At 67.3% G+C, this 25,287-nt stretch carries 21 protein-coding genes; 14 read left to right on the top strand and 7 right to left on the bottom strand.

The genetic code is table 11. The features are described from left to right. Window positions 1-3 precede the first annotated feature (3 nt). Entirely contained in the window at window positions 4-813 is an 810-nt protein-coding gene (locus ACIPQB_RS13115; protein ID WP_446485681.1) for an IclR family transcriptional regulator, read from the bottom strand. Between the two features lie 115 nt (window positions 814-928). Between ACIPQB_RS13115 and ACIPQB_RS13120 the strand changes: the two genes are divergently transcribed. Both ACIPQB_RS13120 and ACIPQB_RS13125 read left to right on the top strand, forming a co-directional pair. After that, a complete protein-coding gene (locus ACIPQB_RS13120; protein WP_446485682.1) occupies window positions 929-2,497 on the top strand; it encodes an acyl-CoA synthetase in 1,569 nt (522 codons plus the stop codon). A gap of 18 nt (window positions 2,498-2,515) precedes the next feature. Beyond that, window positions 2,516-3,667, top strand: a complete 1,152-nt coding sequence (locus ACIPQB_RS13125; protein ID WP_446485683.1) for an FAS1-like dehydratase domain-containing protein — start codon at window positions 2,516-2,518, stop codon at window positions 3,665-3,667. A gap of 104 nt (window positions 3,668-3,771) precedes the next feature. On the opposite strand, the gene ACIPQB_RS13130 is transcribed toward ACIPQB_RS13125, so the two are convergent. From ACIPQB_RS13130 to ACIPQB_RS13155, 6 genes are all read right to left on the bottom strand, one after another. After that, the gene (locus ACIPQB_RS13130) at window positions 3,772-4,518 is read right to left on the bottom strand and encodes a 3'(2'),5'-bisphosphate nucleotidase CysQ (protein ID WP_446485684.1); all 747 of its coding nucleotides are present in this window, start codon (window positions 4,516-4,518) and stop codon (window positions 3,772-3,774) included. An 8-nt stretch (window positions 4,519-4,526) separates the two neighbouring features. Further along, entirely contained in the window at window positions 4,527-6,455 is a 1,929-nt protein-coding gene (gene cysN / locus ACIPQB_RS13135) for a sulfate adenylyltransferase subunit CysN (RefSeq protein ID WP_446485685.1), read from the bottom strand. Next, window positions 6,455-7,357, bottom strand: coding sequence for a sulfate adenylyltransferase subunit CysD (cysD, locus tag ACIPQB_RS13140; protein ID WP_446485686.1), 903 nt, complete (start codon window positions 7,355-7,357; stop codon window positions 6,455-6,457). The genes cysN and cysD overlap by 1 nt, the downstream gene beginning before the upstream one ends. Window positions 7,358-7,445: 88 nt before the next feature. Further along, entirely contained in the window at window positions 7,446-8,702 is a 1,257-nt protein-coding gene (locus ACIPQB_RS13145) for an alkyl sulfatase dimerization domain-containing protein (RefSeq protein WP_446485687.1), read from the bottom strand. Then, window positions 8,702-9,712, bottom strand: a complete 1,011-nt coding sequence (locus ACIPQB_RS13150) for a zinc-dependent alcohol dehydrogenase (protein WP_446485688.1) — start codon at window positions 9,710-9,712, stop codon at window positions 8,702-8,704. Before ACIPQB_RS13150 ends, ACIPQB_RS13145 begins: the two co-directional genes overlap by 1 nt. Before the next feature lie 17 nt (window positions 9,713-9,729). Continuing rightward, a complete protein-coding gene (locus tag ACIPQB_RS13155) occupies window positions 9,730-10,512 on the bottom strand; it encodes an SDR family NAD(P)-dependent oxidoreductase (protein WP_446485689.1) in 783 nt (260 codons plus the stop codon). 163 nt (window positions 10,513-10,675) lie between these two features. On the opposite strand from ACIPQB_RS13155, the gene ACIPQB_RS13160 reads away from it, so the two are divergent. The 12 genes from ACIPQB_RS13160 to ACIPQB_RS13215 all read left to right on the top strand — a co-directional run bounded on the left by ACIPQB_RS13160 (window position 10,676) and on the right by ACIPQB_RS13215 (window position 25,242). Further along, window positions 10,676-11,545, top strand: coding sequence for a helix-turn-helix transcriptional regulator (locus tag ACIPQB_RS13160; protein ID WP_446485690.1), 870 nt, complete (start codon window positions 10,676-10,678; stop codon window positions 11,543-11,545). A 113-nt stretch (window positions 11,546-11,658) separates the two neighbouring features. Continuing rightward, window positions 11,659-12,810 carry a sulfotransferase family protein gene (locus tag ACIPQB_RS13165; protein WP_446485691.1) on the top strand — a complete coding sequence of 384 codons (1,152 nt, stop codon included), beginning with the start codon at window positions 11,659-11,661 and terminating at the stop codon, window positions 12,808-12,810. A gap of 3 nt (window positions 12,811-12,813) precedes the next feature. Further along, window positions 12,814-13,281 (top strand): VOC family protein, encoded by a 468-nt coding sequence (locus ACIPQB_RS13170; protein WP_446485692.1) that lies wholly within the window; start codon window positions 12,814-12,816, stop codon window positions 13,279-13,281. Between the two features lie 25 nt (window positions 13,282-13,306). Next, window positions 13,307-13,684, top strand: coding sequence for a VOC family protein (locus ACIPQB_RS13175; protein ID WP_446485693.1), 378 nt, complete (start codon window positions 13,307-13,309; stop codon window positions 13,682-13,684). 251 nt (window positions 13,685-13,935) lie between these two features. Continuing rightward, on the top strand, window positions 13,936-16,185 hold the full coding sequence (locus ACIPQB_RS13180; protein WP_446485694.1) for a TonB-dependent receptor: 2,250 nt from the start codon (window positions 13,936-13,938) through the stop codon (window positions 16,183-16,185). A 162-nt stretch (window positions 16,186-16,347) separates the two neighbouring features. Then, the gene (locus ACIPQB_RS13185) at window positions 16,348-19,002 is read left to right on the top strand and encodes a TonB-dependent receptor (protein ID WP_446485695.1); all 2,655 of its coding nucleotides are present in this window, start codon (window positions 16,348-16,350) and stop codon (window positions 19,000-19,002) included. Between the two features lie 294 nt (window positions 19,003-19,296). Then, on the top strand, window positions 19,297-19,989 hold the full coding sequence (locus ACIPQB_RS13190; RefSeq protein ID WP_446485696.1) for a TetR/AcrR family transcriptional regulator: 693 nt from the start codon (window positions 19,297-19,299) through the stop codon (window positions 19,987-19,989). Between the two features lie 162 nt (window positions 19,990-20,151). Next, window positions 20,152-21,135: an acrylyl-CoA reductase (NADPH) gene (acuI, locus tag ACIPQB_RS13195; protein WP_446485697.1), complete on the top strand. Its 984-nt coding sequence runs from the start codon at window positions 20,152-20,154 to the stop codon at window positions 21,133-21,135. 14 nt (window positions 21,136-21,149) lie between these two features. Further along, entirely contained in the window at window positions 21,150-22,340 is a 1,191-nt protein-coding gene (locus tag ACIPQB_RS13200) for a MaoC family dehydratase (protein WP_446485698.1), read from the top strand. Window positions 22,341-22,359: 19 nt separating this feature from the next. Continuing rightward, window positions 22,360-24,051: a class I adenylate-forming enzyme family protein gene (locus ACIPQB_RS13205; protein WP_446485699.1), complete on the top strand. Its 1,692-nt coding sequence runs from the start codon at window positions 22,360-22,362 to the stop codon at window positions 24,049-24,051. Continuing rightward, window positions 24,048-24,461 (top strand): nuclear transport factor 2 family protein, encoded by a 414-nt coding sequence (locus ACIPQB_RS13210; protein ID WP_446485700.1) that lies wholly within the window; start codon window positions 24,048-24,050, stop codon window positions 24,459-24,461. Before ACIPQB_RS13205 ends, ACIPQB_RS13210 begins: the two co-directional genes overlap by 4 nt. 19 nt (window positions 24,462-24,480) lie before the next feature. After that, on the top strand, window positions 24,481-25,242 hold the full coding sequence (locus ACIPQB_RS13215) for an SDR family NAD(P)-dependent oxidoreductase (protein WP_446485701.1): 762 nt from the start codon (window positions 24,481-24,483) through the stop codon (window positions 25,240-25,242). Window positions 25,243-25,287: the final 45 nt, after the last annotated feature.

A 25,287-nucleotide genomic window follows, 5' to 3' on the forward strand; every position in this document is an offset into this window, starting at 1 on the left:
TCTTCACCCGCCCATCCAGTCCCCGGATAGGTCGCGCGCCCCGGCCAGCAGCGCCTGGCCCAGCGCGGCCACGCCGCTGCGCTTGAGGGCGCTGCTGATGCCAATGGCGACCAGGGCGTGGCTGGGATTGCCGCTGCGTTTCCACACCGGCGCGGCGACCACGGTGACGCCGGAAATATAGCTGCTCTCGTCGACGCCGAAGCCCTGGACCCGGGTCTCGGCGACCTGCTGCTTCCAGGTCTCGAAGGTCGGCGGTTCGTCCCAGCGCAGCGTGTGGAAGCGAGCCTCGAGCTCCGTTTCCGGATAGTCGCCGAAGGCGGCGATGCAGCGTCCGGTCGCGCTGATCAGCGCGGGGAAGCGGCTGCCGACCTGGGTGCTGAGCTGGATGGTGGCGCCCGAGCGCGAAACCGCCACGGCGATGATGTGATCCAGCCCCACGATCTGGACCCCGAGCATGGTCACGCCGAAGTCTTCGGCGATCCGATCCAGCACCGGCTGGACCTGGTCAGGGAACTGGTTTCGCCGCAGCCACTGCCGGGCGAGGGTCAGGATTCCCGCCTCCAGCGCATAGCGCTTGGTGTCGGCGTCGAAGGACACCAACTCCTCCGCCACCAAGGCCCGCAAGACATAGAGGCAGGTGCTGGGCACCAGTCCCAACTCCCGCGCGATGGTCTGCAGGCCCAGGGGGACGTCGCTCTTGCCCAGCAGGCGCAGGACGGCGGCGGCGCGCGAAATGGCGGGCGCCTTGCTCTCCTTGACGGCGGCGGCCAGGGCGCGATCGACAGGCGGGGTTTTGCGTGCGGGACTTTTCATTCAATATATTGAATATCATTCTATATTTACAACAACAAGCGATTAGGCCCATCTGCGGATCATTCCTGAGCCGGCGCGCGATCGCACGCGGCGTCGCTCCGAAACCGGTGGGTCCATGGTGAAGCTGACAGACTATTCGCGCTTCGCAGACGCCCAGGCGCACGGCAGCTCGGCCGCGCTGTGGGCGCTGTTCGACGGCGACAAGGACGAACTCAACATCGCCCACGAGTGCATCACCCGCCACGCCGACGGGATGGGCCGGGCGGCGGTGCGCATCGCCCATGCCGACGGCCGGGACGAAATCCTGAGCTTCGACGCGATCGCCGCCGGCGCCGCCCGGTTCGCCCATTGGCTCGACGCGCAAGGGATCCGGAAGGGCGACCGCATCGCCTTCATGCTGGAGCCGTCTCTGCCCTTCTATGTCTGCCTGTTCGGGGCGATGCAGACCGGCGCGATCAGCGTGCCGCTGTTCACGCTGTTCGGGCCCGATGCGCTGCGGCTGCGGGTCGACGACTGCAAGCCGACGATCCTGATCACCAATTCGGAGAAGGCGCCGCTGGCGCGCCAGATCGACGGCCTGCGCGTCGTCGTCGCCGACGACGGCCTGCTCGACGACATCCTGGTCTATCCGGCCACCTACACGCCGAAGTCCAAGGCGGGCGACCTGGCGGTGTTCCAGTACACCTCCGGCACCACCCGCGAGCTGCCCGAGGCGGTGAAGCACACCCACCGGGCGCTGGTCACGCTGATGTTCGCGGCGCTCTACGGCACGGGCGTACGCCCTGGCGACGAATTCTTCTGCCCGTCCTCGCCCGCCTGGGGCCACGGCCTGTGGCACGGCACCCTGGCCCCGCTGGCGCTGGGCGTCTCGACCGGCACCTTCGCCGGCCGCTTCGACGCCGTGCGGCTGATGAAGGCTCTGCAGGACCACAGGATCACCAACATGTCGGCCGCGGCCACCCACTACCGGATGATGAAGAACACCGGCAAGGCGGCGGACTTCGACTTCTCGATCCGCAAGCTGTCCTACACCGGCGAGCCGATCGACCCGGCGACGCTGGATTTCATCGAAGCGACCTTCCACGTGCCGGCCTGCAGCATGTACGGCACCACCGAGATCGGCGTGGTGCTGGTCAATTATCCGGGCGCCGACGATTTCGTGGTCAAGCCCGGCTCGCTGGGCAAGCCCGTGCCGGGCCTGAAGCTGCAGGTGCAGACCCCCGACGGCGCCCCGACCGCGCCCGGCGTGGTCGGCGAGCTGATGCTGTGGCGGCGGGACCGCTGGGAAACCACGAAGGACCTCGCGAAGGTCGATGCGGACGGCTATTTCTACCACGCCGGGCGCGCCGACGACGTGATCATCTCCGCCGGCTGGACGATGAGCGCGGTCGAGATCGAAAACACCCTGCTCAAGCATCCGGACGTCAACGAATGCGCCGTGATCGGCGCGCCGGACGCCACCCGCGGCCTGGTGGTCAAGGCCTTCGTCGTCTCGCCCCGCGCGGCCAGCGACGCCTTCGTCAAGGAACTGCAGGACTTCACGCGCGAGCGGCTGGCCCAGCACGAGTTCCCCCGCCTCGTCGAGTTCACCGACGAGCTCCCCAAGACCCCCGCGGGCAAGGTGAACCGCAAGGTTCTGCGCGACCGCGAAGCCGCCGCGGCGGCGACCGCGCCCGTCCACTGAATTTCAGGAGAAGACCAAATGACCGACGTAATGGAAGAGACCGTCAACCGTTTCCCGAAGATCACGGAAGCCGGCCTGGACGACCTGCGTAAGCGCATCGGCGTCAAGATCACCGACACGATCGAGCCGTGGAACTACGAAGCCACCCGCGACGGCATCCGCCACTACGCCCACGGCATCGGCGACGACAACCCCCTGTGGTGCGATCCGGCCTATGCCGAGAAGACCGCGTTCGGTTCGATCGTCGCCCTGCCGAGCTTCCTGTTCAGCACCAGCCGCATCGTCTCGGGCTATGTCGGCGGCCTGTCGGGCGTCCACGCCATGTGGGCCGGCGCCGAATGGACCTGGGAAAAGCCGGTCCTGCGCAACGACACTATCAGCACCGAAGCCCACCTGAAGGACCTGATCGAGCACCAGACCCGTTTCGCCGGCCGCTCGTTCCAGCAGATCTATCACGTCGACTTCTTCAACCAGCGCGGCGACAAGGTCGCCGACTGCAACAGCTGGGTGTTCCGCACCGACCGCGACGAAGCGCGCGAGCGCGGCACCAAATATACCGAAGCCCGTGGCCGCGTGGAGCCGTTCACCGAGGAGCAGCTGGCGTCGTTCTCCGACATCTATGCGGCCGAGGAAATCCGCGGCGCTGTCCCGCGCTACTGGGAAGACGTCAAGGAAGGCGAGGCCCTGCCGCGCATGATCAAGGGCCCCATGACCGTCACCGGCTTCATCGCCTATGCGCAAGGCTGGGGCGGCCTCTATATCCGCTGCAACAAGATGGCCTGGCAGATGCAGCAGAAGCACCCGGGCCTGGGCATCAAGAACCGCTTCAACGTGCCCGACTGCCCCGAGCGGGTGCACTGGGACGAAGCCTTCGCGCTGGAGGTCGGCGCGCCGGGCGCCTACGACTACGGCCCCGAGCGCTGCTCGTGGCTGACCCACCACATCACCAACTGGATGGGCGACGCCGGCTTTCTGTACAAGAACAAGTGCCAGATCCGCCGCCACAATCCCGACGGCGACGTGATCTTCATCGACGGCTATGTGGCCCGCAAGTTCGTGCAGGGCGGCAAGCACTATGTCGAGATCCAGCAGGAGGCCCTGACGCACCGCGGCGAGATGTCGGCGATGGGGTCGTCGATCGTCGAGCTGCCGAGCCGCGTCGCCGGCTGATCTCAGGCCAGAAAAAAGCCCTCTGCTGTCCGCTGCGGCGGGCAGGAGAGGGCGATGGCCGATCGAGCCGCCGGGCGCCTGACGCCCGGCGGCTTTCCGTTGGGCTATTCGGCGGCGGCCTTGGGCATCGCCTGGACCAGGGCCAGAACCTGCTGCGCCCATTCTGGCCGGCAGATCAGCAGGTCGGGCAGGTAGGGGTCGCTGCAATTGTAGCGCAGCGGCGAGCCGTCTACGCGGCTGACATGCAGCCCCGCCGCCTGGGCCACGGCGACGGGCGCGCAGCTGTCCCACTCGTATTGGCCGCCGGTGTGGAGGTAGATGTCGGCCTCGCCGCGGACGACGGCCATGGCCTTGGCCCCGGCCGAGCCCATGGGCAGAAGCTCGGCGCCGATCGCTTCGGCCACCGCCACCGCCTCCGCGGCGGGGCGGGTGCGGCTGACCAGCATGCGCGGCGGCGTGTTGGCCGGCGCGAGCGGCCGGGGCGCCGCGGTGGTCAGGGTCAGGTCCATCCCGGGCAGGGCGACCGCGCCGATCGTGGCCACGCCGTCCACCGCCAGGCCGACATGCACCGCCCAGTCGGTTCGGCCTTCGCCATATTCGCGCGTGCCGTCGACGGGATCGATGATCCACACCCGGCCCTGGCCAAGCCGGGAGCCGTCGCACTTCATCTCCTCGGACAGCAGCCCGTCCTCGGGCCGCTGTTCGCGCAGCGCATGGACCAGGAACTGGTTGGCGGTCTGGTCCCCGGCCTTGCCCAGCGCCTTGGCGCTGAACAGGCCGGAGTCGCGAACCTGGACCAGGATCTTGCCGGCGGTTTCCGCCAGGTGGGCGGCGAGTTCGACATCGGTCATGCTGTGGGTCATTTGAGCGGCATGATCTGGCGGATGATGTACTCGGCGGCCTGCTCCGGCGTCATCTCGACGGTGTTGACCCGGATCTGCGGCTGCAGGGGCGGCTCGTACGGACTGTCGATGCCGGTGAAGTTCTTCAGCTCGCCCGCCCGCGCCTTCTTGTAGAGGCCCTTGACGTCCCGCGCCTCGGCGACCTCCAGCGGCGTGTCGACGAAGATCTCGATGAACTCGTCCTCGGGCAGCATGGCGCGGACCATGTCGCGCTCGGCCCGGAAGGGCGAGATGAACGCGGTCAGCACGATCAGTCCAGCGTCGGCCATCAGCTTGGCGATCTCGCCGACCCGGCGGATGTTTTCGATGCGGTCGGCCTCGGTGAAGCCCAGGTCCTTGTTGATGCCATGGCGGATGTTGTCGCCGTCGAGCAGGAAGGTGTGGCGGTTCATCAGGGCCAGGCGCTTTTCGACCTCGTTGGCGATGGTCGACTTGCCCGAGCCCGACAGGCCGGTGAACCACAGCACCTTGGCCTTCTGGTTCTTCAGGCTGGCGTGGGCCTCGCGGCTGATGTCGGTGGCCTGCCAGTGGACGTTCTGGGCCCGGCGCAGGCTGAAGTGCAGCGTGCCGGCGGCCACGGTGGCGTTGGTGATCTTGTCGATCAGGATGAAGCCGCCCAGCGTGTGGTTTGCGGCGTAGGGCTCGAACACGATCGGGCGGTCGGTGGCCAGCTCGGCCACGCCGATGGCGTTGAGCTCCAGCGTCTTGGCGGCCAGATGCTCCATCGTATTGACGTTGATCTGGTATTTCGGCTGGTGAACGGTCGCCGAGACCAGCTGGGTTCCCAGCTTCAGCCAGTAGGACCGGCCGACGATCAGCGGATCGTCGTCCATCCAGACCAGCGTGGTCTCGAACTGGTCGGCCACCTCGGGCGGGCTGTCGGCGGCCGCGATGACGTTGCCGCGCGAGCAGTCGATCTCGTCGGCGAAGGACAGCGTCACCGACTGGCCGGCCACCGCCTCGTCCAGGTCGGCGCCCAGGGTGGTGATGCGGCTGATGGTCGAGGTCTTGCCGCCGGGCAGCACGCGGATGGCGTCGCCGGGCTTGACCGTTCCGCTGCTGATCTGGCCGGAGAAGCCCCGGAAGTCGAGATTGGGCCGGTTGACCCACTGGACGGCCATGCGCAGCGGCTTGGCCTGGTCGGTGGCGACGCCCACCTCGACCGTCTCCAGATGCTGCATCAGCGTCGGCCCCTTGTACCAGGGCGTGTTTTCGCTGGGGTCGGTGATGTTGTCGCCCTTGAAGCCGGAGATCGGCATGGGCGTGAAGGCGGTGATGCCGATGCTCTGGGCGAAGGCGGTGTAGTCGGCGACGATGGCGTCGTACTTGGCCTGGTCGTAGCCGACCAGGTCCATCTTGTTGACCGCCAGCACCAGGTTCTTGATGCCGATCAGGTGCGCCAGATAGGAGTGGCGGCGGGTCTGGGTCAGCACGCCCTTGCGGGCGTCGATCAGGATCACCGCCAGGTCGGCGGTCGAGGCGCCGGTGACCATGTTGCGGGTGTACTGCTCGTGGCCGGGGGTGTCGGCGACGATGAACTTGCGCTTGTCGGTCGAGAAGAAGCGATAGGCGACGTCGATGGTGATGCCTTGCTCGCGCTCGGCGGCCAGGCCGTCGACCAGCAGCGCGAAGTCGATCTCCTGGCCCTGGGTGCCGACTCGCTTGCTGTCGGCTTCCAGCGCCGCCAGCTGGTCCTCGAAGATCATCTTGCTGTCATAGAGCAGCCGGCCGATCAGGGTCGACTTGCCGTCGTCCACCGATCCGCAGGTGATGAAGCGCAGCATCGTCTTGTGCTGATGGACTTGCAGATAGGCGTCGATGTCCTCGGAGATCAGCGCGTCGGTCTGGTAGACGCTGTCCTGCTGGCCGGAAGTGGCGGTCGCCATCAGAAATAACCTTCCTGCTTCTTCTTTTCCATGCCGGCGCCGCCGGCATCCTTGTCGATCGCACGGCCCTGGCGTTCCGAGGTCGTGGTCAGCAACGTCTCCTGGATGATCTCCGACAGGGTCGAGGCGGTGCTCTCGACCGCGCCGGTCAGCGGATAGCAGCCCAGCGTGCGGAAGCGGATCGAGCGCTCCACCGGAACCTCGCCGGGACGCAGCGGGAAGCGATCGTCATCGACCATCAGCAGCATGCCGTCGCGCTCGACGGTCGGGCGCTTGCCGGCGAAATAGAGCGGCACGATCGGCACGTCGTTCAGCTGGATGTATTGCCAGACGTCCAGCTCGGTCCAGTTGCTGATCGGGAACACGCGGATGCTCTCGCCCTTGTTCTTGCGGGCGTTGTAGAGGTTCCACAGTTCGGGGCGCTGCTTCTTGGGGTCCCAGCCGTGGGTGGCGGTGCGGAACGAGAAGATGCGCTCCTTGGCGCGGGACTTCTCCTCGTCGCGCCGGGCGCCGCCGAAGGCCGCGTCGAAGCCGTACTTGTCGAGCGCCTGCTTCAGGCCCTCGGTCTTCCACATGTCGGTATGCAGCGCGCCGTGGTCGAACGGGTTGATGCCGCGCGCGATGGCCTCGGGGTTCTGGTAGACCAGCAGCTCCATGCCGCTGTCCTGGGCCATGCGATCGCGCAGCTTGTACATCTCGCGGAACTTCCACGTCGTATCGACGTGCAGCAGCGGGAAGGGCGGGGGCGACGGATAGAACGCCTTGCGCGCCAGATGCAGCATCACGGCCGAGTCCTTGCCGACCGAGTAGAGCATCACCGGCTTCTCGGTTTCGGCGACGACCTCGCGCATGATGTGGATCGCCTCGGCTTCGAGCCGCTCCAGGTGGGTCAGTGTCTTCATGGGTTCGGTTCTCCGCAGGCGGTTCGACCGGAACGGGCGGGCGCCTGCAATCAATGCTTTCTTAGGGCCGAGTTAGCCCGGCTATCCGTCAGGTCCCCTGGTTGGCCGCCAACCGACTTTCGGCGTCGGCGATCTCGGCCCTCAACCACATGGTCTGGCTGAGGTTGGAGCCCGGATTGGCGGCCGCCAGCTGTTCGAGCGCGGCCTTCCGGACGGTGAGCGCCTCGGCGTTCGCCGGCTCGATCGCAAGCGCGATATCGACCAGATGCAGCGCCTTCAGCGGCTCGTTGCCGTCGACCCGCGCCTTGGCGCGCCCCGCCAGCGGCCCGACGCCGCCGGCCAGTTCGACGATGTCCCTGTCGACCGACGACCGCGGCGAGCCGTACAGCCCGGTCGTGCCGTCCTCGAAGTGGAACCAGCCGGCGTTCTCTTCCCAGATGGCGCGCACCACCCACGAGGTCTTGCCATGGAACTCGCCGATCTTCAGCGTGTCCGGCAGGACGATGGTGTTCATCAGCTCATGGACGGTCTTGCCGGCGTTCATGCCGGCGATGGTCTCGCGCTCGAGGTAGGAGACCGCGACATGCATGGTGTCGAGATCGGCGCGGATCTTGTCGGCCCCGCGGATCGGCTCGCCATGGCCGGTGATCACCAGCTCCGGCGCCAGGGCGCGAACGGCCTCCACGGATTTGAGATAGGCGCGGACCAGCCGGGGCTTGTCGCCGCGGATGGTGACCAGGTTGGGCATGGCCCGCCACACCGGCCCGAACAGGTTGCCGGTGAACACGGTGCGCTCGTCCGGCATCCAGACGAACACCGCGCACAGCGTCTCCCCGCCCGGCGTCTTGACCACCTCGAAGCGGCGTCCGCCCTGCTCGAAGCGGTGGACGTCGGCCACCTCCAGATCGGGGGTCACGACGGGGGGTACGGGCGGCGGGCCGCTGCGCCGGGTCATCGAGGCCCACAGCTTGCCCGACCGGCGACCCAGGAACGGCGCAAGGCGATCGAAATAGTCGGCGGTCTCGGTGAAGCCCGCCCCGGCGATCACCTGGGTGGCGGCTTCCTTCTGTTCGGGCAGCGCGCCGTAGTGATCGGCATGCGACTGGGTCAGCAGGATGCGGCGCAGCGGGCCGGTGCGATGCGGCGCGAACAGCGCCTTGTTGCGCTCGCCATTGCCGATGAAGCCGGTGTTGACCAGCAGGTCGCCGTCGCCGGTGGTCACCAGATAGGCGTTGGAGATGTCCTTGACCATGAAGATGGTGTCGGTGATCGCCTCGGCTTCGGTCTGACCCTGGCCGGCCATCACCAGCGCGCCGAGGGGCGTCTGCTTGTCGGCGGCGCTCATCAGTCGGCTCCCTCGAACGCGATCATCACCTTGGCCGATTGCGGCGTGGCGGCGATGTTGAGGCCTTCGAGCACCCGGTCAAACGGCAGCGTATGACTGATCAGCCCAGCGATCTTGTCGCGCAGGCGCGGCATGGCGGCGATCACGTCGGGCATTTCGGTGGGATAGCCCACGGCCGTGGTGATGGTCATTTCCGTGGTCAGCATCTGGCCGGCCGGAAGCTCGATCGGCCTTAGGTAGGCGGCGGTGATGACGTGGCGGGCATGGGTCTTGGCCAGGGCCACCACGTCGCTGAGGATCGAGGGCGCGCCGGCGGCGTCGATATAGGCGTCGGTGCCGGACTTTTCGCGGCCGAACACCATTTGCGTGCCATGGATCTCCTTGATGCGGGCGGCGACGTTCTCGCGTCCGGGATTGATCGTGTGGGCGCCCAGGGCCCGGGCCCGCTCCAGCCGCTCCTCGGCCAGGTCGAGGGCGATCACGTCCTGGCAGCCGCGGTCGACGGCCCACATCACCATGCCCAGACCGATCGGGCCGCAGCCGAAGATCACGACCTTGTCGCCGGCCTTGGCCTGGGCCCGGTTGACGCCGTGCAGCGCCACCGACAGCGGCTCGCACATGGCCGCGACGTCGTAGGGAATGCCTTCGGGGATCGGCAGCAGGCTGTCGCCCAGCCGCGCATCGCGCACCAGCAGCTCCTCGGTGAAGGCGCCCTCGGGGCCGCCGCTGCCGATGAAGCTGGGGGTCATCATCGGATTGATGATGACCGACTGGCCGACCGCGACGCCCTGGACCTCGGCGCCGACGATCATGATCTCGCCCGCGCCTTCATGGCCGAGCGCCGTGGGCTTGCCGGGGCCCGGAATGCCGCCGTTCTTGATGTAGGACAGGTCGCTGCCGCAGATGCCGCAGGCCTTCATCTTGACGACCACGTCCCGCGGGCCGGGCTCGGGCCGCTCGTAGCTGTCGAGCCGGACGTCGTTGACGTCATGGATGTTGAGGAGGTGCATGGCGCTGTCTTTCCGGGTCACATCGGTCGGACCATGTAGCCGCCGTCGACGGTGATGGTTTCGCCGGTCACGAACGAGGAGGCGTCGCTGGCCAGGAACGCGCCGACGCCTTCGAAATCCTCGGGATAGCCCGCGCGGCCGATCGGGGTGCGCTGCGAGAACATGTCGATCACATGCTCGGCGCCGGCCATCATGCCGGTGACGATGAAGCCCGGCGCGATGGTGTTGGCGCGGATGTTGTACTTGCCGAACTCGACCGCCATGCCTCGAATGATGGCGCCGAGCGCGCCCTTGGAGGCGGCGTAGTTCTGGCGACCGGGCAGGCCCTGGAACATCGACAGGCTGCCGCAGCCCACCAGGCTGCCGCCGCGGTCGCCGGCCTCGGCCCGCTTGACCATCGCCCGGGCGCCTTCGCGCAGCGTGAAGAAGGTCCCGTGGAGGTTCAGGTTGAGGAGGTCGTGCCACTCCTCGGTCGGCATGTCGAGCAGCGCGTGCTGCTTGGCCGAGCGGCCCGAATTGGCGAAGACGCAGTCGACGCGGCCCATGTCGGCGATGAGCCGCTCGTAGCCGGCGACGACCTGGTCTTCGGAGGTGACGTCGACCTGGTAGGTCTCGACCCGGCCGGCGCCGCAGTCCAGCAGCTCCTTGGCGGCCTCGGCGTTGCGTTCGGCGTTGCGCGCCCAGATGGCGATGTCGCCGCCCACCTTGGCCACGCCCCGGGCGAAGCCCAGGCCGATGCCGCTGTTGCCGCCGGTGACCAGCGTCACCTTGCCCGTGCAATCGAAAAGACCCTTGGCCATCTGCATCCTCCCGTCGCGCCCTGGTTCCGCCGGGCCGATCCGTGGCCTCGAATGTCCAGGAGAGCCGGGCCGGTCGCAATTGACCTGGCTATCGACATCGAGACATTTTGCTGTCAGATGGCCAAAGGCGAACGCGCGGGATCCCGCAGGGGAGGGCGACGCAGTGCAGTCCGATACCTTTACCGCGACCGTCTTCGAGGCGGAGCTGGCCATCCCCCACGGGATGGCGCGCATCATGAGCTTTTCCAACGCCCAGCCGACCAACCACGTCTTCCGGCGCGAGGAACACTACTGGCTCGACCTTTGCCTCTCGCCGCGCCCGGAGAAGGCGAGGGGGTGCTATTTCGAGCGCTGGGGACCCCACCGCTTCGAGCGGCTGGGCGAGATCATCCTCATTCCCCCCGGCGAGGCCCTGCACGTGCGCACCGAGGCCGGCGAGAACCAGGCGTCGATCGTCTGCGAGATCCACGCCCAGGCGGTGGACCGCTGGCTGGACGGCGGCCTGGAATGGACCGACCGCCGCCTTGAGGGCGGCCTCGACATCGTCCACCCCCACATCCGTTCCTGCCTCGCCCGCCTGGCCCAGGAAGCCTATCGCGGCGGCACCGGCAGCGCGACCCTGGCCGAAATGATCGCCGGCCAGCTGGCCATCGAGGTCGCGCGCTATTGCGAGGCCATCGCCGAGGGACACATCATGGGCGGCCTGGCCTCGTGGCGGCTGCGCCTGATCGACGAGCGGCTCCAGCGCGGCGGGGCGCCGCCGTCGCTCGGGGAGCTGGCAGCGCTCTGCAGCCTGTCCGTCCGCCAGCTGACGCGCGGCTTCCGCTCCAGCCGCGGCTGCACCATCGGCGACCATATCGCCCAGACGCGCATCGAAATGGCCAAGCGCCTGCTGATCTCCGACGACAGCATCAAGTCGATCGCCTTCGCCCTCGGCTTCGTGTCGCCCTCAAGCTTTTCCTACGCTTTTGGCCGGGCCACGGGGGTCACGCCGCTGCGGTTTCGCCAGAGCCAGCTGCGAAAGCCCGCCTGAGGGCTTGTGGCCCGATATCGATAGATCGTCCGGATAACGACATCCATCCGCGTTGGCGCGTGCCGGCGTGCTGCCCATGATGCCCGCAAAATGAGAACGTGGGAGGGAATGCTATGGGCAAGCCGCTCGTCGCCGACGCGCTGATCGAACAGGCCATGAAGAAGACCGGGCTGGACCGGTTCGATTCCGAGTCCTATCGCGAGGGGCTCGACGTCCTCGTCGCCGACTACAATTCCAGTGAACATCCCGAGCCGCTGATCGAACGGATGAGCGGCAATCTCGTCCAGATGCTCGCCGACCGCCTGTCGACCACCGACTATCTGGCCCAGCGCCCGGAGCTGCTGGAGCGCTCGATCGAGCGCCCCCTGTTCGTGTTCGGCATGCCGCGCACCGGCACCACCCTGCTCAGCAACCTGCTGGCCTGCGACCCGGCCCGCCGCTCGGCCCTGACCTGGGAGATCGAGGAGCCGGTGCCGCCCCCGACGACGGCGACGCTGAAGACCGACCCGCGCGCCCTGGCCAAGCTGGCCCAGGAAAAGGCCATGCTCGCCGCCCATCCGGAAATGGGAAAATATTATCGCAATTCAGCGGTCTACCCGAACGAGTGCATGTTCTTCATGATGCACGACTTCAAGGGTCTGGCCTATGAGTCCCGGGGCAAGCTGCCGGCCTATCGCGACTGGCTGCTGTCGACCGACATGACCTCGACCTACCAGTACCACAAGCGCTTCCTGCAACTGCTGCAGGCCGATGCGCCGGGGATCTGGAACCTGAAGATGCCGAGCCACGCCCTGTGGCTGGAGACCCTGCTGGCGGTCTATCCCGACGCGCGGCTGGTCTGGGCCCACCGCGACCCGTTCACCGCCACCAGCTCGTTCTGCAGCATCCTGTCGATGGCCCACCGGGGCTATACCGGCAAAATCGACTACGAATGGCTGGGCGAGGACTGTCCGCACCAGGCCCAGCTGCATCTCGACCGGATCATGGACACCCGGGAAAAGCTCGGCCACGACCGGATCGTCGACATCCACTATGCCGACATCACCCGCGATCCGATGGGGGCGATCCGCAGGCTCTACGCCGACCTGGGCGACGCGCTGACGCCGCAGGCCGAGGCGGCGATGCAGGCCTGGCTCGACGAGAACCCGCAAGGCAAGTTCGGCAAGCACGAATATGCGCTGGAGCAGTACGGCCTGTCCGTCGAGGCGCTGGCGCCGCGCTTCGAGCGCTACCTGTCGCAATACGACGTCGCGCGGGAGGGCTGAGCCATGAGCACCGGTCGCCACTACCAGAACGCCTATGTGACGCGAGACGTCGACAAGGCGGTCGCCGGATTCAAGCAGTACGCCGACGTCCGCGCGCTGATGGAGATCGAGGTTCCCGTCCAGGTCTGGACCCCGAAGGGCGAGGGCACGGGCGTGCAGAAGCTGGCCTTCGTCTGGGTCGGCGATCTGAACTACGAACTGATCCAGCCCAAGGACGGCGACGTCCTGGCCATCTATCGCGACGCTCTGCCCGCGGACGACAGCCTGTCGTTCCACCATGTCTGCCATGTGGTCGACGACTTCGCGGCGCTGATGGCCCGGGTCGAGCAGCAGCCGTTCCCGGTGGTGCTGAAGGGCGACACGCCGGGCCTGCTGGAGTTCGTCTATGTCGATACCCGGCCGTGGCTGGGCCACTACACCGAATATGTCTGGATGGTCCCCGAGCGCTGGGCCGCGATGGGCGGGCGATGAGCCTCCAGCCGCTGGGAGAAGAGAGATGTTGACCGTTGGGCGATATGGCGTTCGCGACTTGGCGCGGGCGCGAACCTTCTATGATCCGATCGCCCAGATGCTGGGCGCGGTTCTGGCGTTCGAACGGCCCGATCTCGCCGCCTACAAGGGCGCGGAGGGCGGGATGTTCCTGATCGGCAAGCCGTTCGCGGGCGAAGCCACGGTCGGCAACGGCAGCCAGATGGGCTTTTTCGCCTCCAGCCGCGCGCTGGTCGATGCGGTCTACGCCAAGGCGATCGAACTGGGCGGCAAGTGCGAGGGCCCTCCCGGCGTGCGCGGCCCGGATCCGGACGGCTTCTACGGCGCCTATTTCCGCGACCTGGACGGCAACAAGCTGACCGTCTTCCACATGAAGCAGGCCTGATCGGCGACCTACAGCAGGCTGCCGCCGTCGACCCGAGCTCGATCGCTCGGGCGATATACGCGCCGGAAGCCGCGCTCTTCTTTACCCGCGGGTAGGCATCGCGTAATCAAGACCGCTATGTATTCACGAGTGAAGTTGCTGATGGCTTAGCCCTCGGCGAGCGGTCTAGACGCGGCCAGACTGAAGACGATCGGCAAAGAATGTCGATCCGGAATGCAGCAAAAATAAAAATAAGCGCGCAGGGGGTAAACATGAAGTCCTTTTCCAGCCGGACCATGACTTCGATCTTTGGGCTCGCCGCCGTCCTGGGCTTCGCGCCCGGGGCCGCCCTGGCCCAGGCGGCCAGCGCGCAGAGCGCCGTCGATGCGGTCATCGTGACGGCGCAGCGCCGCGACGAGCGGGCCCGCGACGTTCCGATCTCGATCACCACCGTCGCCGCCACCCAGCTGCAGGCCGCCAACGTGATCCAGCTGTCGGACATTCCGCGCCTGACCCCCGCGCTGCGCTTCGACAGCTCCGGCAGCTTCTCGCAGCCGACCATCCGCGGCGTCGGCACCGCCGTCACAACCTCCGGCGGCGGACCCAATGTCGGCATCTATGTCGACGGCTTCTACGTCGCCAATCCAGAGTCGACCGCCTTCGACCTGACCAACGTCAAGAGCATCCAGGTGCTGAAAGGGCCGCAGGGCACCCTGTTCGGCCGCAACACGACGGGCGGCGCCATCCTGGTGACCACGGCGGATCCGAGCACCGCGACCGCGGGCCAGTTCAAGGCCAGCTATGGCCGGTTCAACGCCCAGACCTACCAGGGCTACGCCACCGTCGGCCTCAGCGACAAGGTCGCTTTCGACGTCGAGGGCCAGCTGCGCAAGGGCGACGGCTATTTCACCAACGCCGTCGACGGCGACAAGAAGGTCGGCGCCTACCAGAACTGGTCGATCCGCACCGGGCTGAAGGCCGAGGTTTCGGACGCCGTCTCGGTCCTGCTGCGCTACGGCCACTCGAAAACCGACGACCCGACCCTGCTGCTGACCAACGCCTATGTCGACCGCGATGGCGGCTCCGGCATGCTCTCGCGGGTCCCCGCGGCCGCCTATGGCACGAACAGCACCGCCAACCAGCAGCTGGTCTATTTCTACGCCCCGGCGGCGACCTATGCGACCAAGCCGGGCCAGGTGGCCGTGGACCCGGCGGCCCCCGACAGCTTCACCAACACGTCCGACACCTTCCAGGGCACGGTCCGGGCCGATCTCGGCTTCGCCGACCTGACCTCCTACACCCAGTACCGCAAGGATTCCGCGGTCAATCTGGGGGACCTGGACGCCACAGCGATCAATCTCTTCAACATCTATCTGGGCATCGAAAACCGGACCTTCACCCAGGAGTTCCTGTTCACCTCCAAGCCCGGCGCCGCCCTGCAATGGACGTCCGGCCTCTACTATTTCCGCAACCGCGACACCTACATCGTCGAGGCCGCCTTCAGCCCGCCGCCCTACATGCCCTTCGGCGGGTCGAGCACGACGACCTATTCCTATGCGGCCTTTGTCGACCTGACCTACGAGATCTCGCCCAAGCTCTTCCTGACGGCGGGGGCGCGCTACGGCCATGACGAGGTCAAGGACGCCTATTACCGGATCCAGTTCGTCCAGACCAAGGTTCCGGCCGAGGACTATCCGACCAACAAGCTGACGCCGCGGGTCGTGCTCCGCTACAAGCCTACCGACACGTCGAGCCTCTATGCTTCGTACAGCAAGGGCTACAAGGCCGGGATCCTCAATGTCGGCGGCCAGTCGACCAAGCAGATCAAGCCCGAGGACATCGACGCCCTGGAAGCCGGCTACAAGTACGACGGCGGGCGTCTGTCGTTCGACCTGGCGAGCTACTACTACTTCTACAAGAACCTGCAGGTCTCCAGCTTCCAGAGCGGACTGGCGGACATCACCAACGCCGCCAAGGCGCGGATCTACGGCCTGGAAGGATCGGCGCGCTACCGGCTTTCGGACGCCTTCGACCTGAACCTCGGCGCGGCCTACACCCACGCGCGCTATCGCTCGTTCCCGGCGGCCGCCTATTACAGCTATTGCGACCCGACCGGCGCCGTCGCGGCCCTGGCTTGCGGCGCGATCGGACCGGGCTCGATCACCCAGACGGTGAACGACTCCAGCGGCTACCAGATGCCGCGAGCGCCGGACTTCACGGGCAATATCGGCGTGAACTACCATCGGCCGGTTGCTGAGGGTCAGCTGACCGTGTCCGGCAATCTCTACTACACCTCGAAATTCTACTTCGATTCATCCAGGCAGTTCGTGCAGCCCGGCTATGAAGTCCTGGCGTTGCGAGCCCAGTGGGTCGACCCGTCCGAGCGCTACACATTCGCCGTGTTCGGCGACAACCTGACCAACCAGCGCTACCGCACCCAGGTGCTGTCCAACACGCTGGGCATCGGGTCGATCTGGAGCGCCCCGACGACCTGGGGCGTGTCGTTCGGCGCCAAGTTCTGAGGTGGGACCGCGCCGGCAACGCCGCGGCGATATCTGCCGAGACGCAGAGATGGAGCCCTATCCTAACGCCGTTCCGGACGTGAGGATGGAGGAAATAACGCCCGCGGTCGTAGCATTGCATCAGCGATGTCCTCCGACGGGTCAAAAAGGGGAGGTCATACCGTGAATGCAATTGCCGCCAATGCTTTGAAGGGCGTCAGTCTTCTGGCGCTGCTCGCGCCGATGTCGGCGCTGGCGCAAACCGCCCCCGCGCCCGCGGCCCAGGAAGCCGCGTCCAACAGCCTGACCGAGATCGTCGTGACCGCCCGCCGTCGCGACGAAAACATCCAGGACGTTCCGATCTCGATCGCGGTGCTGACGCCGCGGGTGCTGGCCAACGCCAACGTCGTGAACGCCTCCGATCTGGCCCTGGCCACCCCCGGCCTGGTCTCCAACGAGCGCTTCGGTTCCGACAACGCCTCGTTCACGATCCGCGGCTTCACGCAGGAACTGCGCACGACCCCGTCGGTCGGCGTCTATTTCGCCGACGTCGTGGCGCCGCGCGGCGCGACCCCGGTCACCTCGGGCGACGGCGCCGGTCCCGGCAGCTTCTTCGACCTGCAGAACGTCCAGGTCCTGCGGGGACCGCAAGGCACCCTGTTCGGCCGCAACACCACGGGCGGCGCGGTTCTGCTGGTGCCGCAGCGCCCGAGCTATGACTTCGGCGGCTATATCGAAGGCTCGGTGGGCAACTTCGACATGAAGCGGCTGCAGGGCGTGCTCAACCTCCCGATCGGCGAAAAGGTCCGGGCCCGTTTCGGCATCGATCGCCAGACGCGCGACGGCTATTTCAACAATGTCTCTCTGGTCGGACCGAAGAAGTTCTCCGACGTCGACTACACGGCCGCGCGGGCCAGCTTCGTCATCGACCTGCCGGCCGACATCGAGAACTACACGGTCCTGAGCTATACCGACTCCAAGAACAACGGCACCGCGTCGCAACTCTTCGCCTGTAATCCGGCCGGCGGATCCCTGCCCAGCGTCAACCGGCAGCTTTGCGGGGCTTCGCTGCCGTCGGGCGGCAAGTTCTACGATGTCCAGAACTCGATCCCCAATCCGCAGAGTGCGATCAAGCAGTGGCAGGCCATCAACACCACGACCTGGAAGGCCACCGATAACCTGACGGTCAAGAACATCCTGGCGTTCTCGAACCTCAAATCGACGCTGGTGAGCCCGATCGTCGGCACCGACTGGGATATCGCCGACATCACCACCACCCTGTTCGGCTCTCCCTGGGCGGCCGGCGGAAGCCCGGGCACGAGCCCCAATCGCTACATCGTGCAGATGTCCGGCGTCGTCCCGGGCACGCCCACGGTCGACCAGGACAGCTTCATCGAGGAACTGCAGCTCCAGGGCAATGCGTTCGACAACCGGCTGATCTGGCAGGGCGGCGCCTATTACGAGCACAGCAAGCCTTCCGGGACCCAGGGCGGGCAGTCCATCAGCGGACTGCTGTGCGACTACAGCTCCCTCGGCACCGATCCCACCCAGTTCCGGTGCGCGGACACCAACTACATCGTCGCCCGCGCCAGCGGCCTTCCCCAGTCCACTGCGACCCTGATCTCGCGCGGCGTGGTGAACCGGGCCCTCGGCTCGACCGAGTTCGAGAACAAGGCCCTCTACGCCCAGGGCACGTTCAAGCTGATCGAGAAACTGAGCGTCACCGGCGGCATCCGCTACACCTGGGACGAGTCGACCGGCGTCATGCAGTCGGTGAACTATTTCTTCAATCCGACTGGCGTCGGCGGCGACGGCATCGTGACCGGCGGCCGCAATGCGTCCACGGCCAACGACCTGGTCGCCCCGACCTCGATCGCCTGTGCGGACACCACCCTGGCCTATGCCGGCAACCCCGCCAACTGCGTCGTCAACATGCGCCAGAAGAGCAAGGCCCCGACCTGGCTGCTGGGCCTCGACTATCATCCGGTCGAGGACGTTCTGCTGTACGGCAAGTATAGCCGGGGCTATCGCCAGGGCGGCGTCAACATCGCCAGCGTGCGCGGCGGCTACACCTACGAGCCCGAAAAGGTCGACACCTACGAAATCGGCGCCAAGACCAGCTTCAAGGGCCGCGTGCCAGGCACCTTCAACGTCTCGGCCTTCTACAACGACTTCCGCAACCAGCAGATTCAGCAGGGCCTGCTCCCGGCCGGCGGCGTAGGAACGACCGCGATCGTCAATGTCGGCGCGTCGACGATCTACGGCGTCGAAGCGGACGCCAACGCTCAACTGTTCGACGGCTTCACCCTGAGCGCCTCCTACACCTATCTGAACAGCAACTTCGACGAGGTGTCGGATCCCATCACGGCCAGCGACGCCGGCTGCGGCGGCGGGCCGTCGTTCCACGGCGTCTGCATCCTGGGCGGCACGACCGCCGCCCTGAAGGGCTTCCCGACGACCTTCTCGCCCGAGCACCAGTTCTCGGCGACGGCGACCTATCGCCTGCCGGCGCCGGAAAGCATGGGCAAGGTCGAGGTTTCGGCGACCTATACCTTCTCGTCCGACTATCTGGCCCTGATGCCCTACAACAAGGACCCGTCGCTGGCCGGCGCGACCTTCAATCCCTATGCGAAGATCCCGTCATTCGAACTGGTCAACCTCAACCTGAACTGGACCGGCATCGCCGGCTCCAAGGTCGACGGGGCGCTGTTCGTCACCAACCTGCTGCGCGAGCGGTACTATACCTACGTCGCCGGGCAATATAGCTCGACCGGCTTCGACTATCGCTCGCTGGGGCGGCCGCTGACGGTGGGCGCCCGCCTGCGCTATAGCTTCTAAGACAGGTCCTCTTGGGGCGCCCATCCCGCCGGATGGGCGCCCTTCTTCTTTTCAGCCCTCGCGGGTGGCCGCGCCCGAACCGCGCTGGACGAAAGCCGATCAGATCTCTCCGGATCGCATCGGCTGAAGACGCAGAAAACCGGCGCCGGCGACGGCGCGCCCGCAGGACCGGAAGGATGTTCTTGAGGCTCTCCCCGCAATGATCATAAAAGCGGGGCGTTTCAGGACGTTGTCCCTTGAAAACGGAGGATATTCGTCCTGACCGTCCGCGTTCCGAAAGAGGGGGGTGACGCCTTGACCAAGAGCCGCACGCGTCGTCCCCGCGACCCCGCCGCCACGCGCGAGGTGATCCTGGCGGCGGCCCGCGCGCTGCTGGCCCAGGATGGGCTCGAAGGGATCAGCGTCTCCGCCGTCGCCAGCCTGGCGGGCATCAACCGCGGCACCGCCTACCAGCATTTCCAGACCCGCGAAGACCTGGTGCTGGCGACGACGAAATCGGTGTCGGACCAGCTGTTCCATGCCGCCTTCGGCGATCCCGAGACCGCGATGCGACGGCGTCTCGAGGAAGTCGACATCATGCGGCTGACGACCACCCTGGCGGACTTCGCCGTCGACAATCCCGTGCTGTGCCGCATCTGGTTCCTGCAACTGCTCGCCTCCGACGAGCCCGCCCAGGACCCGTTCTGGCGCGAATATGCCGGCTCGTTCCGGCGCTTCGCCCAGACCGACATGGCCAAGGCCGGCATCGATAGCGAGGTCTTCTCGCTCATGCTGCTGGCGGGCAATTTCCTGTGGCCGGTCTGGGCCAAGTCGCACGAGAAGACCGAAGACGAGCGACGCGCCCTGGCCCGCCGCTTCGCCCTGGAAAGCGTCCGGCTTTCGCTCTACGGGACGATGCGGGAGGAGAAATTCCCCGAAATCGCCGCCCTGGTGCCCGCGCCGCGACCGGACAGCCGGGGGCAGAAGCGTCCGATCCGCGCCGTGTAGCGGGGGGGCGATGAATCGGTCTCCGCCGGTGATTTTGGGTGACCGGGGCGGGCGATAATAGGAAGTGTCGAGCCTGAATTTGCACCGTGGCCCTCCGGCCAGGACGAGGTGATCGCGCCTCGCTCGGAGGACGCCGCCCTGCAAGACCCGAGGTGAGGCACAATGTTTTCAGCCATTCTGATCGACAGGACCGAGGCGGGCCAGACGGTGGCCGTGACCCAGATCGACGAGAGCCAATTGCCGGACGGCGACGTCACGATCGACGTCGATTTCTCGACCCTCAATTTCAAGGACGGCCTGGCCATCACCGGCCGCTCGCCAGTGGTGCGCAAGTTCCCGATGGCGCCGGGCATCGACCTGGCGGGCACGGTGCGCGAGTCGCAGCATCCCGACTGGAAGGCCGGCGACAAGGTCGTGCTGAACGGCTGGGGCGTGGGTGAAACCCATTGGGGCGGCCTGGCCCAGGTCGCGCGCCTGAAGGGCGATTGGCTGGTGCCGCTGCCCTCGGCGTTCACGCCGCGGCAGGCGATGGCGATCGGCACGGCGGGCTACACCGCCGCCCTCTGCGTCGAGGCCCTGGTCAAGGCCGGCGTGTCGCCGGAGCAGGGCGAAGTGCTGGTCACCGGCGCGACCGGCGGCGTCGGCAGCGTCGCGGTGGCGCTGCTGAAGAAGGCGGGCTTCACCGTCGTGGGCTCGACCGGCAAGGCGTCGGAAGCCGACTACCTGAAGCAACTGGGCGCCGACGCGATCATCGACCGCGCCGAGCTCTCCGCGCCCGGCAAGCCGCTGCAGAAGGAGCGTTGGGCGGGCGTGGTCGACTCAGTCGGCAGCGCCACCCTCGCCAACGCCTGCGCCCAGACCCGCTACGGCGGCGCCGTCGCGGCCTGCGGCCTGGCGCAGGGCGCGGACTTCCCGGCCACGGTCATGCCTTTCATCCTGCGCGGCGTCCGCCTGCTCGGGGTCGACAGCGTGATGGCGCCCAAGGCCGCGCGCCTGACGGCGTGGGCCCGGCTGGCGCGCGATCTTGATCCGTCCCTGCTGGACGTGATCGCCACCGAAATCGGCCTGGGCGAAGCCATCGACGCCGCCGCCGACCTGCTCGACGGCAAGGTGCGCGGTCGCGTCCTCGTCGACGTTAACCGCTAAGAGGGGCTGAACACATGTCTGACACCGAGACTCCGGTCATCATGGACCTTTCGGACGTCGAGCCCCGCGTCGGCGTTCTGATCGGCGGGGGGCAGGTCCGCGATCCGCTCGCCTCGAGCGACCTGCGCCGCTGGGTGATGGCGATGGACTATCCCAACCCCATCCACTGGGACCCGACCTTCGCAGCCAGCACCAAGTTCGGCGGCCTGGTCGCGCCGCAGTCGATCGCCGTGGCCATGGACTATGGCCACGGCTGCGCGCCGGCCTGCGTGGGCTACATCAAGGACTCCCACCTGATCTTCGGCGGCGAGGAATGGTGGTACTACGGCACGCGCATCAAGCCGGGCGATCACCTGACGCAGGAACGCCGTTTCCACGACTACAAGGTCACCGACACCAAGTTCGCCGGGCCGACCATGTTCTCGCGCGGCGACACCCGGCACTACAAGCAGGACGGGTCGCTGGTCGCCAAGGCGCGATCGACCGCCATCCGCTACCTGAAGGAAGAGGCCGAAAAGCGCGGCATGTACGACGCGATGATCGGCGAGATGAAGGATTGGAGCGCGGCCGAACTGGCCGTGGTCGACAAGGTCCGGTTCGACTGGCTGATGTCCAACCGCATGGGCGTCTCGCCGCGCTGGGAAGAGGTCCAGGTCGGCGACAAGCTGCAGCGCCGGGCGATCGGCCCGCACACCAAGGCCAGCTTCGCGACCGAATATCGGGCGTTCCTGTTCAACATCTGGGGCAGCTTCGACTGGGTCGCCCCGGAAGGCGTCAAGGATCCGTGGGTCTACCAGGATCCGGGCTGGGCCGAGGGCTTCGGGTTCGACGAGGAAGGCGCGTTCATCGACCCGCGCAAGCGGGATGGCCTTTATCTCGGCCCGTCGCGCGGCCACGTCGACGACAAGAAGGCCGGCGAGGTCGGCATGAGCCGCTCCTACGGCTATGGCGCGACGATGCAGGCCTGGGCGACCGACTATCTGGCCTTCTGGGCCGGGCACGACGGCTTCGTCCGCTGGATCAAGTCCGACTTCCGCGGCCCGGCCTTCGAGGGCGACGTCACCTATTTCGACGCCGAAGTGGTCGAGAAGCGGGAGGTCACCGAATGGGGCATGCCGCTGGTGCGGGTGGTGCTGACCCTCTCCAACCAGGACGGCACGGTGCTGGTGAAGTCGACCGCCGACGTCGAGCTGCCATTGAAGTAATCGGCAGGATAGGCGTGACATGAACGATCGGCCGCTTTCCATCATCTCGGGCCCTCCTCTTTCGGAGGAGGAGGGCCTGGGCGCGCTGACCCTGGGCGGCTGGCTGCGCGAGGTCACCGAGCGCTTCGGGCCGCGTGAGGCGCTGGTCCTGCACGAGGCCGGCGGGGTTGTCCGCTGGACCTATGACGAGCTCTGGGCGCGGGCCAATGCGGTCGCGCGGGCGCTGCTGGCCTGCGGCGTCGGCAAGGGCGTCCGGGTCGGCGTGCTGATGACCAACCGGCCGGAATTCCTGTCCGCCGTCTTCGGCGTCGCGCTGGCCGGCGGGGTGGCGACGACGCTCAGCACCTTTTCGACGCCGGCCGAGCTGGAGCACCTGCTGCGGTCCTCGGCCTGCTCGGTGCTGTTGCTGGAACGCCGGGTCCTGAAGAAGGACTTCGCCGAGATGGTGACGGGGCTGGAGCCGTCCATCGCCTCGACCACGCCCGGCGGTCTCGCCTCGCTGAAGTTTCCGTTCCTGCGCCACGTCGTGGCGATCGGGGCGGCGGTCGGGGACGGCGAGGGGGCGATCGAGGACTGGGACGGGTTCCTGTCGCGAGGGGAGGCGGTCTCCCAGGCGCTGGTGGAGGCGGCGGCGGCGAGCGTGACGCCCGCCGATCCCGGCGTGCTGTTCTTTTCGTCCGGATCGACCGCCAAGCCCAAAGGCATATTGAGCGCCCACCGCGGCGTCACTCTGCAGCTCTGGCGCTGGAAGCGCTATTACGCGGCCGGCGACGACGTTCGGATCTGGTCGGCCAACGGCTTCTTCTGGTCGGGCAATTTCGGCATGGCGATCGGCGGCGGACTGTCGAGCGGCGGCGCCCTGGTCCTCCAGGCCACCTTCCAGCCCGAGGAGGCGCTGGCCCTGATGGAGGCCGAGAAGGCGACCATGGCCGTCGCCTGGCCGCACCAGTGGGCCCAGCTGGAGGCGGCGGCGAACTGGAACGAGGTCGACCTCTCCGCGCTCAAATATGTCGACGCCAGGACGCCGCTCGGCCGCCATCCGACCGTCAGGACCGACTGGCGCGAGCCGATGGCGGCCTACGGCAATACCGAGACCTTCACGATCAGCGCCATCTATCCGTCGGGCACGTCCGACGAGGAGATCGCCGGCAGCAGCGGCAAGCCGCAGCCGGGCGGCGTCTTCAAGATCGTCGATCCGCTGACCGGCGAGATCGTGCCGGTCGGCGAGCGCGGCGAGATCGCCGTCAAGGGCCCGACCCTGATGCTGGGCTATATCGGCACGCCGCTGGACGAGACGCTGGACGCCGAGGGTTTCTTCCGCACCGGCGACGGCGGCTATGTCGACGAGGCCGGCCGTCTTTACTGGGAAGGCCGCCTCAACGACATCATCAAGACCGGCGGCGCCAACGTCTCGCCGATCGAGATCGACACGGTCCTCAAGCAGTGCCCGGGCGTCAAGGTGACCCAGACCGTCGGCGTGCCGCACGAGACCCTGGGCGAGCTGGTCGTCGCCTGCATCGTGCCGCACGAGGGCGCGGCGCTGGACGAGAAGGCGGTGCAGGCCTTCGCCAAGGCCGAGCTGGCCAGCTACAAGGCGCCGCGCCGGGTCCTGTTCTTCAGCGAGGACGAACTGCAGCTGACCGGCAGCGCCAAGATCAAGACCGCCGACCTGAAGGCGGCGGTGATCAAGCGGTTGGAGGCCGAGGCATGACGACGCTGGCCGACGATGTCCTGGCCATCCAGAACCTGAAGGCGCTCTACTGCGCCACCGCCGATCGCGCCGCGGGCGATCCTGAGGGCGCGCTGGCGGCCTTCGGGTCGATCTTCCTGCCCGACGTCGTCGCCGACTACGGCTATGAGCCGATGCTGGGCGTGGACGCGCTGGGCGGCTTCCTCTGTACGGCGATCGCCGGCAATTCGGAATGGGTCCTGCACATGGTCCATTCGCCGAGGATCGAGATCACCGGCGACACGGCCACCGGCGACTGGACCGTGATGGCCCACCTGAAGCGCCGCGAAGGCGGGCGCGTGGACGTGGTGATGGGCCGCTACGCCGACGCGTTTCGCCGCACGCCCGAGGGCTGGCGGATCTCGCGCGTCACCTTCACGCGGCTGACCTAGCCCATAAGGACCGCTGAGCATGACCAAGCGTTTTTCGGGCAAGACGGTGCTGGTGACGGGCGGGGCCGGCGGCCTGGGCCGGGCCTACGCCCTGGCCTTCGGCCGCGAAGGCGCGCACCTGATCCTGGCCGACATCAATGAGGCCGGGCTGGCCGAGAGCCAGCGCCTGGTCGAGGCGGTCGGCGGCAGCGCGTCGTTCCATCGCCTCGACATGGCCGTCGAGGCCGAGATCGAGGCCTTCGGCCGCGAGATCCTGGCCCGGCACGAACGGCTCGACGTGCTGATCAACAACGCCGGCCTGCACGCGGGGGAAATCGCCCGCGGCTTCTTCGGGCTCGGCCAGGCCAAGTGGCAGTATTTCTTCGCGGTCAACACCATCGGCCCGCTGCTGCTGGCCGAGGCGCTGCGTCCGGCGCTCGCCAGGGCCAAGGGGCTGATCATCAACAAGTCGTCGATGGCCAGCTACAATCCGGCGACCGCCTATGGGATCACCAAGGCCTCGCTCAACGTCTTCACCCACGCCATGGCGATGCAGTTCGGGGCCGACGAGATCCGCTGCGTGGGCATCGCGCCGGGCCTGATGCAGACCGAGGCCGCCCGCGACGGCGTCGCCGACGACAACTGGCAGCGGCTGAAGGGCATGCAGTCGGTCAAGCGCCAGGGCACGGCGGAAGACATCGCCAACCTCGGCGTCTTCCTCGCCTCGGAGGAGGGGAGCTTCGTCAACAACCAGGTCATCCTGTGCGACGGCGGCAACCAGATGCGCGGCTTCCGAATCTGACCGCCGCGCCGGGCTTCGCCGACGGAGCTGGAAAAGCGCCGAGTC

The sequence above is a fragment of the Caulobacter sp. LARHSG274 genome (genome assembly GCF_052871235.1).

Coding starts and splice junctions, on each gene's coding strand:
- ACIPQB_RS13115 (WP_446485681.1), bottom strand. CDS start 813: ATGAAAAGTCCCGCACGCAAAACCCCGCCTGTCGATCGCGCCCTGGCC.
- ACIPQB_RS13120 (WP_446485682.1), top strand. CDS start 929: ATGGTGAAGCTGACAGACTATTCGCGCTTCGCAGACGCCCAGGCGCAC.
- ACIPQB_RS13125 (WP_446485683.1), top strand. CDS start 2,516: ATGACCGACGTAATGGAAGAGACCGTCAACCGTTTCCCGAAGATCACG.
- ACIPQB_RS13130 (WP_446485684.1), bottom strand. CDS start 4,518: ATGACCGATGTCGAACTCGCCGCCCACCTGGCGGAAACCGCCGGCAAG.
- cysN (WP_446485685.1), bottom strand. CDS start 6,455: ATGGCGACCGCCACTTCCGGCCAGCAGGACAGCGTCTACCAGACCGAC.
- cysD (WP_446485686.1), bottom strand. CDS start 7,357: ATGAAGACACTGACCCACCTGGAGCGGCTCGAAGCCGAGGCGATCCAC.
- ACIPQB_RS13145 (WP_446485687.1), bottom strand. CDS start 8,702: ATGAGCGCCGCCGACAAGCAGACGCCCCTCGGCGCGCTGGTGATGGCC.
- ACIPQB_RS13150 (WP_446485688.1), bottom strand. CDS start 9,712: ATGCACCTCCTCAACATCCATGACGTCAACGACGTCCGGCTCGACAGC.
- ACIPQB_RS13155 (WP_446485689.1), bottom strand. CDS start 10,512: ATGGCCAAGGGTCTTTTCGATTGCACGGGCAAGGTGACGCTGGTCACC.
- ACIPQB_RS13165 (WP_446485691.1), top strand. CDS start 11,659: ATGGGCAAGCCGCTCGTCGCCGACGCGCTGATCGAACAGGCCATGAAG.
- ACIPQB_RS13170 (WP_446485692.1), top strand. CDS start 12,814: ATGAGCACCGGTCGCCACTACCAGAACGCCTATGTGACGCGAGACGTC.
- ACIPQB_RS13175 (WP_446485693.1), top strand. CDS start 13,307: ATGTTGACCGTTGGGCGATATGGCGTTCGCGACTTGGCGCGGGCGCGA.
- ACIPQB_RS13180 (WP_446485694.1), top strand. CDS start 13,936: ATGAAGTCCTTTTCCAGCCGGACCATGACTTCGATCTTTGGGCTCGCC.
- acuI (WP_446485697.1), top strand. CDS start 20,152: ATGTTTTCAGCCATTCTGATCGACAGGACCGAGGCGGGCCAGACGGTG.
- ACIPQB_RS13200 (WP_446485698.1), top strand. CDS start 21,150: ATGTCTGACACCGAGACTCCGGTCATCATGGACCTTTCGGACGTCGAG.
- ACIPQB_RS13205 (WP_446485699.1), top strand. CDS start 22,360: ATGAACGATCGGCCGCTTTCCATCATCTCGGGCCCTCCTCTTTCGGAG.
- ACIPQB_RS13210 (WP_446485700.1), top strand. CDS start 24,048: ATGACGACGCTGGCCGACGATGTCCTGGCCATCCAGAACCTGAAGGCG.
- ACIPQB_RS13215 (WP_446485701.1), top strand. CDS start 24,481: ATGACCAAGCGTTTTTCGGGCAAGACGGTGCTGGTGACGGGCGGGGCC.